Consider the following 15,494-nt stretch of genomic DNA (forward strand, 5'->3'; position numbering starts at 1 on the left):
TGGTCATGGCTGAAACGAAGCGCGCCGGAGGGCCACGACGAAAACGCGCGACCTCCACGCAGAGCAGTCGCATCGCAACCTCATTCAATCAGAAAAGTCGCAAAAAATGTCAGACATTGAACAGGAACGCTGGTCGCGGGTGAAGGGCCGGTTGCGCTCGACCGTCGGAGAGGACATCTACTCGAGCTGGTTCGCGAGAATGGATCTGGAGAGCGTCCACGGGGAAAGCGTCCGCATGTCGGTCCCGACCCGGTTCCTGAAGAGCTGGATCCAGGCGCATTATGCCGAGCGGGTGCTGGCCTGCTGGCAGGCCGAACTGCCGGACGTTCACCGCATCGATCTTATGGTGCGCTCGGCCATGCGCTGCGCCGCGCCCGCCAAGGAAGCGCCGGCCGCCGATCCGCGGCGTCCCGAGCATGGCGACGGCCGGGCCAGCACTGAATTGAAGATGGTTGCAACCGCGCCGGCGTCCGCGAACCACGACGCGCTGGGCGGGTCGCCGCTCGATCCGCGGCTGACGTTCGCAAGCTTCGTCACCGGCCGCTCCAACACGCTCGCCCACGCGGCGGCGCGTCAGGTGGCCGAAGGCCGACGCGGCGACAGCATCATGTTCAATCCGCTTTACATCCATGCCGGCGTCGGTCTCGGCAAAACCCATCTGCTGCAAGCCGTCACCTGGGCCGGCAACGCCGGAACCGAGCGCAAGGTGCTCTATCTGACCGCCGAGAAGTTCATGTACGGCTTCGTCGCCGCGCTCAAGTCGCAGACGGCGCTGGCCTTCAAGGAAGCGCTCCGCGGCATCGACGTTCTGGTCATCGACGACTTGCAATTCCTGCAAGGTAAATCGACGCAGGCCGAATTCTGCCACACGCTGAACGCGCTGATCGATGCCGGCCGCCAGGTGGTGGTCGCAGCCGACCGGCCACCGTCCGACCTGGAAAGCCTCGACGATCGCGTGCGCTCCCGGCTCGCCGGCGGGCTCGTGGTCGAAATGGGCTCGCTCGGCGAGGAACTCCGGCTCGGCATCCTGAAATCGCGTATCGAGGTCGCGCGGGCGCACCATGCGAGTTTCTCCGTGCCGGAGCCGGTGCTGGATTATCTGGCGAAGGCGATCACCCATAACGGACGCGACCTCGAAGGCGCGATCAACCGGCTACTGGCGCACAGCAAGCTCAACGCCCAGCCGGTCACCCTGGAGATGGCGGAGCGCGAGGTCCGCGACCTGATCCGTCCGCAGGAGCCCAGGCGCATCAAGATCGAGGACATCCAGCGGGTGGTCGCCCGGCAATACAATGTGAGCCGCTCCGACCTTCTATCCTCGCGCCGGACCGCCAACGTGGTGCGGCCGCGGCAGGTCGCGATGTATCTGGCGAAGACGCTGACGTTGCGTTCGCTGCCCGAAATCGGCCGCCGGTTCGGAGGCCGCGATCATACCACCGTGCTGCATGCGGTGCGCAAGATCGAGGCGCTGGTGTCAAAGGACACGACCCTCTCGGACGAGGTCGAGTTGCTGAAACGCCAGCTTCAGGAATAGGCGCGGCGCCGGGCAATTCTCCATCAAAATGGCGGGAAAAGGCCGGACCGGGGCGAGCCGCAGGCTTGCACCGGACGGCCATCCGCGTCACCTTGCGGTCCGCCGGATTTAAGCAAAATCGGCCATGAGCTTCGGGGTCTCGGTGCCGCGGTCCAGCCGGCATTATCATCCGACGCCGTGAATTTGGATCGGACGGATTTGCTATGAAGGTCACCGTCGAACGCGCACAACTGCTGAAATCGCTTGGCCACGTACATCGCGTGGTCGAACGGCGGAACACGATCCCGATTTTGGGAAACGTGCTGGTTCGCGCCGAAAACGCCAGGTTGTCGCTGAAGGCCACCGATCTCGATCTGGAGGTGACGGAAACGCTGGCGGCGGAAACCGCAACCGGCGGCGCGACCACGGTTCCGGCGCACATATTCTACGACATCGTCCGCAAACTGCCCGACGGCGCGCAAATCGTACTGGAGGGCGACGGCGACCGCTCGGTGCTGGCGATCCGCGCCGGACGCTCGCGCTTCACCTTGCAGACGCTGCCTGAAAACGATTTCCCCGATCTCGCGGCTGGCGAGATGACGCATTCCTTCAAGCTCGCAGCCGCCGACATCAAGCGACTGATCGATCGTACTCAATTTGCGATCTCGACCGAGGAGACCCGCTATTATCTCAACGGTATCTACCTGCACAGCGCCGGCAGCGCCAAAAACGCAACGCTGCGCGGCGTCGCCACCGACGGTCACCGCCTCGCGCAGGTCGATCTCGCGCTACCCAACGGCGCTGAGGGAATGCCTGGCGTCATCATCCCGCGCAAGACGGTCGGCGAGGTGCAGCGGCTGATCGAGGACAACGAAGCCGAGGTTGGAATCGAACTGTCGCAGGGCAAGATCCGGTTCACCATCGGCAACGTCGTGCTGACCTCGAAGTTGATCGACGGCACCTTCCCGGACTACGGCCGGGTGATCCCGCAGAACAACGACAAGGAACTGATCGTCGACAAAAAGGATTTCGAGGCGGCGGTCGATCGCGTCTCGACGATTTCCAGCGAGCGCGGCCGCGCCGTGAAGCTGGCGCTATCGGCGGGCAAGCTCGTTCTGTCCGTGACCAACCCCGATTCCGGCAGCGCCACCGAGGAGCTCGAGGTCGAATACGCTTCTGAGCCGCTCGATATCGGGTTCAATTCGCGCTACCTGCTGGACATCGCCGCGCAGATCGAGGGCGAGGGCGCGGTGCTGAAGCTCGCCGACCCCGGTTCGCCGACGCTGGTGCACGACAAGGATTCCAAAGGCGCGCTCTACGTGCTGATGCCGATGCGGGTGTGAAGGTCCTTTAGCCACGCTCGGCGACAGCGAACCAACATCAAAGTCATCCCCGCGAAGGCGGGCATCCAGTACCCGTTGCACATCCATTGTCCGCATCGCGCCTTACGGCCTACTGGATCATCCGCCTTCGCGGGTGATGACCGGGGATGTGATAATCCTTGCCCATGATCCCCTCCCGCATTCGCCGTTTGAGCCTCACCCACTTCCGCAACTACCGCGCGGCTGCGCTCGAGACGCGCAGCGACGTGGTCGTGCTGGTCGGGCCTAACGGCGCCGGCAAGACCAATTGCCTTGAGGCGATATCGCTGCTGTCGCCGGGACGCGGATTGCGGCGCGCCACGCGCGAGGAGGTCGCGGATCATCGGGGCGACGGCTCCTGGGCGGTTTCGGCCGAGGTGGAAGGCGCGCTCGGTCTGGCGACGCTCGGCACCGGCATCGACGCACCGGGCAGCGACGCGGCATCGAGCGGCCGGCGCTGCCGGATCGACCGCGAGCCAGCAGGCTCCGCGGCGGCGTTTGGCGATCACCTACGCATGGTGTGGCTGACGCCTTCGATGGACGGCCTGTTCGGTGGCGCAGCGTCGGAACGGCGGCGCTTCTTCGACCGCTTGGTGCTGGCGATCGACAGCGACCATTCCGGCCGCGTCTCGGCGCTGGAGCGCAGCCTGCGCTCGCGCAACCGTCTGCTCGAGACACGCAACTCCGACGACCATTGGTGCGACGCCGTCGAGCGCCAGACCGCAGAGCTTGCGGTTGCGGTCGCGGCGATGCGCGCGCAAACCGTGACGCGCCTTGCGGCCGCGCTGGAGGCGCGCGGCGCGGCCTCCGCATTCCCATCGGCAAGGATCGGGCTCGACGGCTGGATGGAAAATGCGCTGCTCACCGAGCCGGCGACGGCGGTGGAGGACCGCTACCGCGAGATCCTGCGCGCCAACCGCGCCCGCGATGCCGCCGCCGGCCGCACGCTCGATGGCCCGCATCTCACCGACCTCGAGGTGATCTACGCCCCGAAATCCATGCCGGCGCGCGACGCCTCCACCGGCGAGCAGAAAGCGCTCTTGATCGGACTGGTGCTCGCCCATGCTGGTCTCGTCGCCGAGATGACGGGAATCGCACCGCTGCTGCTGCTCGACGAAGTCGTGGCACACCTCGATCCCGACCGCCGCGGCGCGCTGTTCGGCGAACTCAAAGGCCTCGGCGCCCAGGTCTGGATGAGCGGAGCCGACCCGGCCGCGTTCGCGAACGTTGGCGCCGGCAGCGAGATTTTCGACGTCGACGCGGGACGGATCGCCCAAAGACAATGATCGTAACACCTGCGGAAATTTGTCAGGATACCCGATAGCCCGGAAGCCCCGATCGGAGCCCGGAAAGGCCCGCAACGACCGGCTTTGGAGCAACTGCTTTCAGGGTTGCAAACCGCGGTTTTGAAGGGCCCACGAATTGCTCGTTTCCGTCCTTGAAAAACCGTCTAAAAATCACATCTATTCAATGACTTGAAAGAGGTCACTTTGCGCTAGGCGGACTGCCGCTTTCATGTCAGAAATGGACCGTCTCAGCCGCGTGTGTCCGCGCTGATTCGAAGACACCCTCTGAAGGCTTTTCATGAACGAATCCGCCGGGCAGCAACTTGCCGATACAGAACCTGCCGCGCCCGTCGAATACGGCGCGGAATCGATCCGGGTTCTCAAGGGCCTCGACGCCGTGCGCAAGCGGCCCGGCATGTATATCGGGGACACCGATGACGGATCCGGCCTGCATCACATGGTGTATGAAGTCGTCGACAACGCCATCGACGAAGCCCTGGCGGGACACGCCACCCGCGTCGAGGTGATCCTCAACGCCGACAATTCGGTCACGGTGCGCGACGACGGCCGCGGCATTCCCGTCGACATTCACAAGGGCGAAGGCATCTCCGCGGCCGAGGTCATCATGACCCAGCTCCATGCCGGCGGTAAGTTCGACCAGAACTCCTACAAGGTCTCCGGCGGATTGCACGGCGTCGGCGTCTCGGTGGTGAACGCGCTGTCGAGCAAGCTGATCCTGCGCATCTGGCGCAAGGACAAGGAGCACCTGATCGAATTCGCCCATGGCGACGCCGTGGCGCCGTTGAAAGTCGTCGGCGAGGCCAACGGCAAGCGCGGCACCGAAGTCACTTTTCTTGCCTCGAGGGAGACCTTCACCAACGTCGAATACGATTTCGCCACGCTGGAGCATCGCCTGCGCGAACTCGCGTTTCTGAACTCCGGCGTCAACATCCTGCTCTCGGACCTGCGTCGTGCCGTCGAGAAGCGCGAGCAGATGATGTACGACGGCGGCGTCGTCGAATTCGTCAAATACCTCGACCGCAACAAGAAGGCGATGGTGCCGGAGCCGATCATGATCCGCGCCGACATGAACGGCCTCGGTGTCGAGGCGGCGCTGTGGTGGAACGACAGCTATCATGAAAACGTGCTCTGCTTCACCAACAACATTCCGCAGCGCGACGGCGGCACCCATCTCGCCGGTTTCCGCGGCGCGCTGACGCGGCAGGTCAACGGCTATGCCGACGCCATGGCCAGGAAGGAGAGGATCGCGCTGACCGGCGACGATTGCCGCGAGGGCCTGACCGCGGTGCTTTCGGTGAAAGTACCGGACCCGAAATTCTCGTCGCAGACCAAGGACAAGCTGGTGTCCTCGGAAGTGCGGCCGGTGGTCGAGAATGTCATCAACGAAGCCTTGGCTGCGTGGTTCGAGGAACATCCGACCGAGGCGAAGCTCATTGTCGGCAAGGTGGTCGAGGCGGCGGCGGCCCGCGAGGCCGCGCGCAAGGCGCGCGAACTGACGCGGCGCAAGGGCGCGCTCGACGTCGCTTCGCTTCCCGGCAAGCTCGCCGACTGCCAGGAACGCGACCCGGCGAAGTCGGAGTTGTTCATCGTCGAGGGCGACTCGGCCGGAGGCAGCGCCAAGCAGGGCCGCAACCGCGAATTCCAGGCCGTCTTGCCACTCCGTGGCAAGATCCTGAACGTCGAGCGCGCGCGCTTCGACAAGATGCTGTCGTCCGAGCAGATCGGCACGCTGATCACCGCGCTCGGCACCGGCATCGGTCGCGAGGATTTCGACCTGTCGAAGCTGCGCTATCACAAGATCATCGTGATGACCGACGCCGACGTCGACGGCGCGCATATCCGCACGCTGCTGCTGACGTTCTTCTTCCGGCAGATGCCGACGCTGATCGAGGCCGGCCATCTCTATATCGCCCAGCCGCCGCTCTACAAGGTGACCCGCGGCAAGTCCGAGCAGTATCTGAAGGACGAGCGCGCGCTGGAAGACTATCTGATCGAGACCGGGCTCGACGACTGCGTGTTCAAGCTCGCCACCGGCGAAGACCGCAGCGGCCGCGACCTGCAGGCACTGGTGGAAGACGCCCGCGTCATCCGCAATGTGCTGCACAACATGCACGGCCGGTACAACCGCAGCGTCATCGAACAGGCGGCGATTGCCGGTGTGCTGAACCCGCGGGTGACGGCGGACGTCGCGACCGCCAACGCCGCGGCCGATTACATCGCCAGGCGGATGGATGCGCTGGCCGACGAAGTCGAGCGTGGCTGGATCGGACGTTTCACAGAGGGCGAGGGTTTTTCTTTCGAGCGCACCGTGCGCGGCGTCAAGGACATTGCCATGATCGACGACGCGCTGCTCGGCTCGGCCGATGCGCGCAAGCTCGACGAATACGCTGCGAAGCTACAGGAAGCCTATCCGCGGCCGGGCCTCTTGCGCCGCAAGGATACCGAAACCCCGATCCACGGCCCGGTCGGCCTGTTCGAGGCGGTAACCGACGCCGGCCGCAAGGGCGTGGCGCTGCAACGCTACAAAGGTCTCGGCGAGATGAACCCGGACCAGCTCTGGGAAACCACGCTCGATGCCAGCGAGCGTTCGCTGCTGCAGGTGAAGATCAAGGAGGTCGACGAGGCCGACGACATCTTCACCAAGCTGATGGGCGACGTGGTCGAGCCGCGCCGCGAGTTCATCCAGGAAAACTCGCTCAGCGCCAACGTGGACGTGTGAGGCGGCCCGCGGCACCTGTTGTCGCGCCGGCCCCTTTAGAGCGCTTACCGTTCTGATGGAATCAGAACCGGCGCTCAAAGTTGTTGAGTGGTCGCATTTCCTTACGGTGAACCGGTGTCCACTTCACCGGGAAATGCTCTAGCACCGCCACACGCATCCCGGTCGTCGTCATTGTCTGGCCGAAAGGCCGAAGGCTATCCCGTCCCCGCAGCGCCCTCATCGTTTCCGGCCGATGATTTCGGCCGGTCGGTCCATTCCCGGATGTATCGTTCGAGGTCCCCCAGATTCTGCCGCATCTGTTCCAGCGAAAAGCCCAGCGCGAAAAATCGCTCGGTCATGTCGCCCGGCAATCCGCGCGTCAGTCCCTCCCGACGCATCGCCGCGATCTCCGCGGCATAGGCCTCGAGCGCCGTCTGCACCGGCAAGAGCGCCGGCGCGGGCGCGCCAAGCCGCAATGCCTCGGCAGAGGCCTTCAGATAATTGTTCATGGTATCGCTAAGCCTCGCGAGCGGCTGGGCGAGCCGCAACTGAAGATTGATTGGCAGCGGCGTCACCGTGGCGCGTCCGATCATCACGACGTCATGCCGCAGCCGCAACACGGTTCGCAACAACGGGCCGGTGTCCGGCCCATGGGACAGCCGCGCCGAACGTTCGCGTTCGGCCTCGATGCCGATTGCGTTCAGCTCGCTGATGGCATGCCCTATTCCATCCTGAAGCGCATGAAGCGCGTCATTGTCACGGCCGCGCGTGAGGCCCGCGAGCAACTCCTGCAGTGCGTCGGCAAGGAGGTTCAGCACGCGCGCCGCATTGACGCGAATCTGGCCGTAGGCACGGGACGGCAGCACCAGAAACGACACCAGCATCCCGGTGATGGCCCCGACCGTTACCTCCAATATGCGGTCGATGGCGGATTCGAGCGGCGACATCTGCCCCATCGTCGGCAGCAGCAGCACGATGATCGCGGTCACGGTCGCGACGTTCAGGCTCGGATTGATCGCGGCCAGGAAGGCCAGCGGCGCCACCGCCAGCACCAGCACCGCGAGCAGGCCGCTTTCGCCGGAATGCGGGATCAGGATCGCGATCGCCCCGCCGTAGAGCGCACCGCCGATGGTGCCGATGAGATAGTCGCGCGTTGCTTTCAGCGAACGTCCGACGCTCATCTGCGTCACGATGATCGCCGTCAGCACGGCCCACAGCGGCAACCGCAGATGCAGCGCGATCGCGACGACGAGCGCGGCGAAGGCGGCCGCCGTGACCCGGACGCCCAGGCCCAATTCCACCTTTCGCGACCACAGCTGCGTTGCCGTGCGTTTCAGGTATGAGATCATGCACCGCAGGGTTGGGTTATCCAGCCGTTCTGACGTTAAAGCCGGTCCCGCATCTTTCCGCAACAGCACGACTTACCGATCGGAACGCCTGAACTCCGTATTCGTATTCGGACCGCACTCACACCGATCGACCCGATCGAAACCGGGACAACGCCCCGGCGCCCGTCAAGGATGGCGCTCGCAGTCACATCTTCGTGGCGACCGGCGGCAAGATATTTGCGAATTCGTGTGCGTGAACCATATTCCTGACATTGGCTTGAACCTGAACCCGCTTTCGGGGAACTTACTGCTGCGGGTGGCGTTTAGTTTGTTTGAGTAGGCGTTTGGTGTTGTGATGCCGGTTTTTCGTTATTTTCTGGTAATGGGTTGCTGTTTGCTCGGCCTGCTTTTTGTCGCAGACTGGATATGGCCCGGCAACGCGGGTACCGACGCGCATCCGGCGACCGTTGCATCCGCGGGATCGGCCGGCCTGAAATCCGAGGACTTGGTACCAAAGGACTCGGTACCAAAGGATCCGGCGTCCACGGATTTGGGGGCGGCATCGGCGGTTCTCAGTTCGATCGATGACTGGCGCCGCTCCGAGAAACGCTTCGAGCGGTCGAAGCACGATCCCCAACCCATCGTCTATCCGGATATTGCTACTCTCGCTCCCACCGCCGACCGTCTGCAATGGGAACGCCAGCTCCGCTATCTGCCGGCGAATCACGTCTACGAAGCGCGGGCGGAAATGCCGAAGGCCGAAGCCCCGAAGGTCGCTGAGAAGACCAGGCCTCCGCGCAAGCATATCGCTCACGCCCGCAGCCGCGCGAGGGTTATAGCAAACGTCGAGCGGCCTCCGCCTCCCCGCTACGCTCGCAACACCGGCTGGAATCCGTTCGGCCTGTTCGACTGATCGAGGGTCTCCCGGGAGCCGCGCCAGACCTATCCTAACAGCCAGCGGAATGCGCGGCGCAGTTCGTCCGTGCCGTTGCGATCGTACCAGCGGCCGTGGGCCAAAACGATCCGTTCCGGATTCCAGCCGATCATGGTTTCGACCGCACCCCTCAGTCCCGCCTTGTCGCGATAGGATAGGCGCATGTCGCGCGGCATCGATCCGTCCGGATGCTGCACGCCGCCGAGCCACGTCAGCACGCGCGTAAGCAATGAGCCCAGTTTGCGCGGCTCGAAATTCTCGATCAGGTCGGTCAGCACCAGCGTCCGGCTTTTGCGATGGAAGAAGACGACTTCCGTCATGTAGCTGCCCTCGACCGGAAGCGTGGCGACATCCTTGTCCCAGGAATAACCCCGGTCGCGATCAAGCGCCTGACAATCGAAATCGATGCGGCCGGCTGCCTGCTCGCGGATGCGCGGCGCCAGATAGACCTCGGTGTCGGGAAAAGCCGTATGCCAATCCGGAATCCACCAGTAATGGATTCGGTTCGGCCCGACGATCCAGCGCGGGCGACCGCGGCCTTCGACTTCCGTCTTGAGTTCAGCCGTCAGCGGCGTCGGCGAATGAATCAGCAAATCGCCACCGATGCGGATGATCGTCATGCGGGTTGAAAACGGCATCTTCAGCAACGGCTGGCCGAAGGCGATCGTCGGGCCGTCGACGATCCAGACATCGTCGGCCACGCGCTTGAGCGTGTTGAGCGGCGGATAGGTAGCGAGCGAATCGTGTTTCATCATGCGACCGGCCCTGCGGCACGACCACCCCAACGCCGCCGCACCGCGCCGGCGCGCGGCGGATCAACCTTCGATGATAATGAAGTCGGCTTCCGAACATGTCTGGCGGATCGCCTTCGCGGCCTGATATTCGGGACTTTGATAGCACGCTTTCGCGGTGGCGAGGTCCTTGAACTCGACCACCACATTGCGGGCGCGCGAGGTACCTTCCATCGAATCGAATGGACCGCCGCCCACGATGAAGTTGGCGCGGAACTTTTCAAACGCGGGCTGCGCCGCGGCGAGATAGTCGGGATAGCGCTCGGAATCGTGAACCGAGACGCGCACGACCCAATAACCTTTTGCCATGATCGGTTCTCCGTTTGATGCAGGTTTGTATCAAAACGGCCTGCCGAAGGCGCTCCGACTTTATGATGGGGTATGATGGGATCGAGCAGCTTCGCGCCGCGCCTCGCGAAATCCCTCTACCCACGGCTTTCGGCAAGCACTGCGACGACTTCGTGAAGCCGGAACCGGGCGGCGTCCGGTGAACGCTGTTGTCAGCACAGCAGTCGCGCACGATAATAAGGTTCAACCGTCATGCTTTCACGGAGGCAACATGAGCTGGTTTCCCTCCAACGATCCCGTTCTCGGCGATCCCCTGACATGCGACGCGCTGGAGCTTGTCATCGTGCCGCGCATTCGCGACCTCGGCGACGGCTTCGCCGTTCGCCGCGCGCTGCCGCATGGCAAGCGGCAGATGGTCGGCCCGTTCATCTTCTTCGACCATTTCGGTCCGGTGCAGTTCGTCTCCGGCAAGGGCATGGACGTGCGGCCGCATCCCCATATCGGGCTCGCCACCGTCACCTATCTGTTCGACGGCAGCATCATGCACCGCGACAGCGAGGGCAACATCCAGGAAATCCAGCCGGGCGCCATGAACCTGATGACCGCCGGACGCGGCATCGCGCATTCCGAACGCACGCCCGATACCCAGCGCGCAAGCGGACAAAAGATGCTCGGCCTGCAAAGCTGGATCGCGCTGCCGGCGGGGCGCGAGGAAATAGCGCCATCGTTCCAGCACTACGGCGCCGACAGCCTGCCGACCGTGCAGGACAAGGGATTCCGCGCCCGCGTCATCGCCGGCAATTCGTTCGGCGCGGCCTCGCCGGTCGAGATGGTGTCGCCGTGGTTCTACGTCGAGGTCTCACTCGACGCCGGCATGAGCGCGCCGCTGGATGCGGATCACGAGGAGCGCGCGATCTATGTCGTCGACGGCGAGATCGAGATCGCGGGCGACCGTCACGAAGCGCCGCAGCTTCTGATCTTCCGTCCCGGCGACCGCATCACGGTGCGGGCGACAAAGCCCACGCGAATGATGTTCCTCGGCGGCGACGCGCTGGAGGGGCCGCGCCACATCTGGTGGAATTTCGTCTCCTCCAGCAAGGAACGCATCGAGCAGGCGAAAGAAGACTGGAAAACCGGCCGCTTCGCGCCTGTCCCGAACGAGCACGAGTTCATTCCGCTTCCGGAAAACTGACCCGTCTCACGCCGGCAGCCCGTTGGCCTGCGCCAACTCTTTCAGCGACACCTGCGGCCGCGCGCCGATGTGCTGGATCACTTCGGCAGCGGCGAGCGCACCGAGCCGGCCCGCGTTTTCATGGCTCGTGCCGCGCACCAGGCCGAACAGAAACCCGGCGGCGAACAGATCACCGGCGCCGGTGGTATCGACCAGCCCGTCGATCGGACACGCCGGCACCGCGACGACGTCGTCTTTCGTTGCAACCACACAGCCCTTCTCGCTGCGGGTGACGACGCCGAGCGCGACATCCTTGCGCAATTGCGCCAGCGCGGTGTCGAAGTCCGAGGTCTGATAAAGCGAACGCAGCTCAGTCTCGTTGGCGAAGACCAGATCGACGGCGTCGCTTCGCATCAACTGCAAAAACTCGTCACGGTAGCGATCGACGCAAAACGCATCCGACAGCGTCAGCGCCACTTGGCGATTCGCCCCATGCGCGATCTGCGACGCCTTGAGGAACGCGTCCTTGGCGGCCTTGGGATCCCACAGATAGCCCTCGAGATAGAGGATCGATGCGGCGGCGACGGTCTCCGCATCGATATCCGCCGGCGACAGATCCTGCGCGGCGCCGAGATAGGTGTTCATGGTGCGCTCGCCGTCCGGCGTCACCAGAATGTAGGAGCAGCCGGTGGCCGGACCGCCGGATGCAGGCGGCGTATCGAACGCCACCTTCGCGGCGCGAATGTCATGGGTATAGAGACGGCCGATCTGATCGTCCTTCACCTTGCCGACATAGGCGGCGCGCGCGCCGAATCCAGCGAGACCGACAATGGTGTTGGCGGCCGAGCCGCCCGACATTTCGGTCGCAGGCCCCATATCAGCATAGATCGATGCGGCGCGCGCCTCGTCGATCAGCGCCATGCCGCCCTTGACCATGCCGTGGGCAGCAAGAAAGCCCTCGTCGGTCCGCACCAGAACGTCGAAAATCGCATTGCCGATCCCGAGCACGTCGTATTTCGCTGAAGTCATTAAGAATATCCCGTCGCGGCGATTGCGGTGGAGCGAGGAATCCGGTCAGACTCCCCGGCCAGTGAAGGTGCCGCCTATCACGGCACCTCCATGCCATCAAGCGCGGCACCCGACATTGCCATGATCCGCTCCGTCCTCACCGTCTCCTCGGGCACGCTGGCGTCGCGTCTGCTCGGATTTGCGCGCGATGCCCTGACCGCGGCGCTGCTCGGCGCGGGCCCGGTCGCCGATGCTTTTCTGATGGCGTTTCAGCTCATCAACGTGATCCGCCGGATGCTCAGTGAAGGCGCCCTGAATGCGGCGCTGGTGCCGGCATGGATGCGCATGCGCGACGGCAGCGGCCTTGCCGCGGCATCGGCCTTCGCAGGCGCGGTGCTCGGGACCGTGAGCGCAACCCTGATCGCGTTAGCCGTGATCGTCGGCGTGGCAATGCCGCTTCTCATGACGCTGCTGGCGCCGGGTTTCGCCGGCCGCGACAGCCTGCAGCTCGCGGTCACCGATGCGCGGCTGATGCTGCCCTATCTGGCTTTCGCGGGTCCGGCGGCCGTCATCATGAGCCTGATGAACGCCCGACATCGCTTCGCGATCACCTCCTTCTCGCCGCTGCTGTTCAACGTCGCCCTGATTCTCGTCATCTCGGTGCTGCTTCTGTTGCATCAGGACTCGCACTCCGCCGCCATGATGATGGCGGCAACCGTGGGCGCCGCGGGCCTGCTGCAACTGCTGGTTCTTTCGATCCCAGGTCGCCGCGACAACATCGCAAGTCCCTTGCGACTATCGTTCGATACCGGGATGCGGGATTTTGCCCGCAAGGCCGTCCCCGGCATGATCGCGAATTCAGGACCGCAACTGCTCATCGTGGCCGGCGCGATCGTCGCCTCCGTATCGCCGTCGGCCGTGGCGTGGCTTTACTTCGCCAATCGCTTGATCGAGTTGCCGCTGGGGATGGTCGGCGTCGCCATCGGCACCGTGCTGGTGCCGGAAATGAGCCGCGCCCTCAACAAGGGTGATAGGCTTGCGCTGGTCCATGCCGAGTCGCGAGGGATTGAACTGGCGGCGGCCCTCGCCTTGCCCGCGACGTTCGGTCTGATCGTCCTCAGCGAGCCGATCGTGCGGGTGCTGTTCGAGCACGGCGCGTTTACCGCGGCGGACACTCAAGCCACGGCGCTGGCGCTTGGTTGTCTCGGCCTCGGCCTGCCCGCTTATGTCCTGATCAAGGCGCTGTCTCCGGCCTTCTTCGCGCGCGGCAATACAATGACGCCGCTTCTGGCGGCGCTGACCGGGATTGCGGTCGCGATCGTTCTCGCACTCGTATTCGGACGGCTGTTCGGTATAGGCGGTATCGCCGTCGCCGTGGCGGTCGGCGCATGGAGCAATGCCGCGAGCCTGGCCCGCAGCGTTGCCGCGACGTTCGGATTTTCCATCGATGCCGAAGCGCGGCGGCGGTTGCCGCGCATCGTGCTGGCCGCGTTGTTGATGGGCGGGCTTTTGTGGCTTGCCGTTCGGTTGCTGCCCCCGATGCCGGATGCGCACGAATTGCTACAGGCGGCCATGCTCGTTGTCCTGATCGTTGCCGGCATCGCTGTCTATGGCCTGCTTTTGCTGGCGTTTCGGGTGATCGTCTGGAGCGACATGCAAGCCGCGCTGGCGCAATCCCGCTCCAGCGACTTGCACACCTAGCGCGCGCGTGGCAATGGACGACGCGACGCGCCGACGGCATCGCGCCGCGTTTCGCAGCGCTTCGACGGACCGCGCGGCAGGCAGGAACTAAAGCGATGACGACACGGGTTTTTTCGGGCGTTCAGCCGACCGGCAATCTGCATCTCGGCAACTATCTCGGCGCCATCGTCAATTTCGTGAAATTGCAGGCCGACCACCAGTGCCTCTATTGCGTGGTCGATCTCCACGCCATCACCGTTCCCGTCGCCGTCTGGGGCGGCCCGGATGAATTGCGCCGCAACACCCGCGAGGTGACCGCAGCCTTCATCGCCAGCGGTATCGATCCGAAGCAGCACATCATCTTCAACCAGAGTCAGGTGGCGGGCCATGCCGAACTGACCTGGGTGTTCAACTGCGTGGCGCGGCTCGGCTGGCTCAACCGCATGACCCAGTTCAAGGAAAAGGCCGGCAAGGATCGCGAGAACGCGTCGATCGGCCTGTACGATTATCCGGTGCTGATGGCCTCGGACATCCTGCTCTATCGCGCCACGCACGTTCCGGTCGGCGAGGACCAGAAACAGCACCTCGAACTCAGCCGCGACATCGCGCAGAAATTCAACAACGACTTTTCCGCTTCAATTGCCGGCAACGGCCATGGCGACGGTTTCTTTCCGCTGCCGGAGCCCGTGATTACCGGACCCGCGACGCGCGTGATGAGCCTGCGCGACGGCACCAAGAAGATGTCGAAGTCGGATCCGTCGGATTATTCGCGCATCAACCTCACCGACGATGCCGACACCATCGCGCAAAAGATCCGCAAAGCCAAGACCGACCCGGAGCCGCTGCCGTCGGAGGAAAAGGGGCTGGAAAGCCGCCCCGAAGCCGACAATCTCGTCGGCATCTATGCGGCATTGTCAGGGAAACCCAAACCCGAGGTGCTCGCGCAATTCGGCGGCGCGCAGTTCTCGGGCTTCAAGTCCAACCTCGTCGATCTCGCGGTCGCAAAGCTGTCGCCGATCGCAGCAGAAATGAAACGGCTGACCGACGATCCGGCCTATGTCGAGGGGATTCTGATCGAGGGCGCCGACCGCGCCCGCGCCATCGCCTCCGAAACCATGAATGCGGTGAAGGACATCGTCGGTTTCATCCGCAAACGATAAAGCGTCTTCGCACAGGCAGTTTTCCAGCAGCGTCATACGGGCTTGTCCCGCGGCCATCCACGTCTTGCGCGGCTGTCGTTTTACACAGCCCAGAGCCTTTCCGCTTCTGATGGAATCAGAAGCGGGCTCTATGATTTTGATTTGACGCGTTTTCTTCACGCGAACCGGTATCCACTTCGCTCGAAAACGCTCTAGCAGGCTGTTGAAGAAGTCTCTGGCGCAGCGGTTCTGGGCATGATTCTCTTGATGCGGATG

The 15,494-nt window shown here is 64.0% G+C and carries 12 protein-coding genes; 8 read left to right on the forward strand and 4 right to left on the reverse strand.

Translation table 11 applies throughout. The annotated features are described in order from the left end of the window. Positions 1–106 precede the first annotated feature (106 nt). From dnaA to gyrB, 4 genes are all read left to right on the forward strand, one after another. Positions 107–1,534 carry a chromosomal replication initiator protein DnaA gene (gene dnaA, locus NHAM_RS00005; protein WP_011508610.1) on the forward strand — a complete coding sequence of 476 codons (1,428 nt, stop codon included), beginning with the start codon at positions 107–109 and terminating at the stop codon, positions 1,532–1,534. Positions 1,535–1,737: 203 nt separating this feature from the next. After that, a complete protein-coding gene (gene dnaN / locus NHAM_RS00010; RefSeq protein WP_011508611.1) occupies positions 1,738–2,856 on the forward strand; it encodes a DNA polymerase III subunit beta in 1,119 nt (372 codons plus the stop codon). A 164-nt stretch (positions 2,857–3,020) separates the two neighbouring features. Further along, positions 3,021–4,160: a DNA replication/repair protein RecF gene (recF, locus tag NHAM_RS00015; RefSeq protein WP_011508612.1), complete on the forward strand. Its 1,140-nt coding sequence runs from the start codon at positions 3,021–3,023 to the stop codon at positions 4,158–4,160. A 298-nt stretch (positions 4,161–4,458) separates the two neighbouring features. Next, the gene (gene gyrB, locus NHAM_RS00020) at positions 4,459–6,900 is read left to right on the forward strand and encodes a DNA topoisomerase (ATP-hydrolyzing) subunit B (RefSeq protein WP_011508613.1); all 2,442 of its coding nucleotides are present in this window, start codon (positions 4,459–4,461) and stop codon (positions 6,898–6,900) included. Positions 6,901–7,094: 194 nt separating this feature from the next. On the opposite strand, the gene NHAM_RS00025 is transcribed toward gyrB, so the two are convergent. Beyond that, positions 7,095–8,228 (reverse strand): FUSC family protein, encoded by a 1,134-nt coding sequence (locus tag NHAM_RS00025; RefSeq protein ID WP_011508614.1) that lies wholly within the window; start codon positions 8,226–8,228, stop codon positions 7,095–7,097. 373 nt (positions 8,229–8,601) lie between these two features. Between NHAM_RS00025 and NHAM_RS00030 the strand changes: the two genes are divergently transcribed. Further along, a complete protein-coding gene (locus NHAM_RS00030) occupies positions 8,602–9,120 on the forward strand; it encodes a hypothetical protein (protein WP_245269963.1) in 519 nt (172 codons plus the stop codon). Positions 9,121–9,149: 29 nt separating this feature from the next. Here NHAM_RS00030 and NHAM_RS00035 read toward each other — a convergent pair whose 3' ends face one another. Both NHAM_RS00035 and NHAM_RS00040 read right to left on the reverse strand, forming a co-directional pair. Next, a complete protein-coding gene (locus NHAM_RS00035) occupies positions 9,150–9,896 on the reverse strand; it encodes a DUF4336 domain-containing protein (RefSeq protein ID WP_011508616.1) in 747 nt (248 codons plus the stop codon). Between the two features lie 60 nt (positions 9,897–9,956). Next, a complete protein-coding gene (locus NHAM_RS00040) occupies positions 9,957–10,241 on the reverse strand; it encodes a DUF1330 domain-containing protein (protein WP_011508617.1) in 285 nt (94 codons plus the stop codon). Positions 10,242–10,491: 250 nt separating this feature from the next. Here NHAM_RS00040 and NHAM_RS00045 point away from each other — a divergent pair, with 250 nt between their 5' ends. Next, positions 10,492–11,412 (forward strand): pirin family protein, encoded by a 921-nt coding sequence (locus NHAM_RS00045; RefSeq protein WP_011508618.1) that lies wholly within the window; start codon positions 10,492–10,494, stop codon positions 11,410–11,412. 6 nt (positions 11,413–11,418) lie between these two features. Here NHAM_RS00045 and NHAM_RS00050 read toward each other — a convergent pair whose 3' ends face one another. Continuing rightward, on the reverse strand, positions 11,419–12,420 hold the full coding sequence (locus NHAM_RS00050; RefSeq protein ID WP_011508619.1) for an adenosine kinase: 1,002 nt from the start codon (positions 12,418–12,420) through the stop codon (positions 11,419–11,421). Positions 12,421–12,540: 120 nt separating this feature from the next. On the opposite strand from NHAM_RS00050, the gene murJ reads away from it, so the two are divergent. Together murJ and trpS are read left to right on the forward strand one after the other, a co-directional pair. Further along, positions 12,541–14,100, forward strand: a complete 1,560-nt coding sequence (gene murJ / locus NHAM_RS00055) for a murein biosynthesis integral membrane protein MurJ (protein WP_041357499.1) — start codon at positions 12,541–12,543, stop codon at positions 14,098–14,100. Between the two features lie 95 nt (positions 14,101–14,195). Next, positions 14,196–15,239, forward strand: coding sequence for a tryptophan--tRNA ligase (gene trpS, locus NHAM_RS00060; protein ID WP_011508621.1), 1,044 nt, complete (start codon positions 14,196–14,198; stop codon positions 15,237–15,239). Positions 15,240–15,494 lie beyond the last annotated feature (255 nt).

Origin of the sequence: Nitrobacter hamburgensis X14, assembly GCF_000013885.1 — a bacterium.
In the GTDB taxonomy this organism is placed as follows: domain Bacteria; phylum Pseudomonadota; class Alphaproteobacteria; order Rhizobiales; family Xanthobacteraceae; genus Nitrobacter; species Nitrobacter hamburgensis.

Bases quoted from the DNA above. Each gene is read 5' to 3' on its own strand.
- dnaA (WP_011508610.1), top strand. From the start codon at position 107: ATGTCAGACATTGAACAGGAACGCTGGTCGCGGGTGAAGGGCCGGTTG.
- dnaN (WP_011508611.1), top strand. From the start codon at position 1,738: ATGAAGGTCACCGTCGAACGCGCACAACTGCTGAAATCGCTTGGCCAC.
- recF (WP_011508612.1), top strand. From the start codon at position 3,021: ATGATCCCCTCCCGCATTCGCCGTTTGAGCCTCACCCACTTCCGCAAC.
- gyrB (WP_011508613.1), top strand. From the start codon at position 4,459: ATGAACGAATCCGCCGGGCAGCAACTTGCCGATACAGAACCTGCCGCG.
- NHAM_RS00025 (WP_011508614.1), bottom strand. From the start codon at position 8,228: ATGATCTCATACCTGAAACGCACGGCAACGCAGCTGTGGTCGCGAAAG.
- NHAM_RS00035 (WP_011508616.1), bottom strand. From the start codon at position 9,896: ATGATGAAACACGATTCGCTCGCTACCTATCCGCCGCTCAACACGCTC.
- NHAM_RS00040 (WP_011508617.1), bottom strand. From the start codon at position 10,241: ATGGCAAAAGGTTATTGGGTCGTGCGCGTCTCGGTTCACGATTCCGAG.
- NHAM_RS00045 (WP_011508618.1), top strand. From the start codon at position 10,492: ATGAGCTGGTTTCCCTCCAACGATCCCGTTCTCGGCGATCCCCTGACA.
- NHAM_RS00050 (WP_011508619.1), bottom strand. From the start codon at position 12,420: ATGACTTCAGCGAAATACGACGTGCTCGGGATCGGCAATGCGATTTTC.
- murJ (WP_041357499.1), top strand. From the start codon at position 12,541: ATGATCCGCTCCGTCCTCACCGTCTCCTCGGGCACGCTGGCGTCGCGT.
- trpS (WP_011508621.1), top strand. From the start codon at position 14,196: ATGACGACACGGGTTTTTTCGGGCGTTCAGCCGACCGGCAATCTGCAT.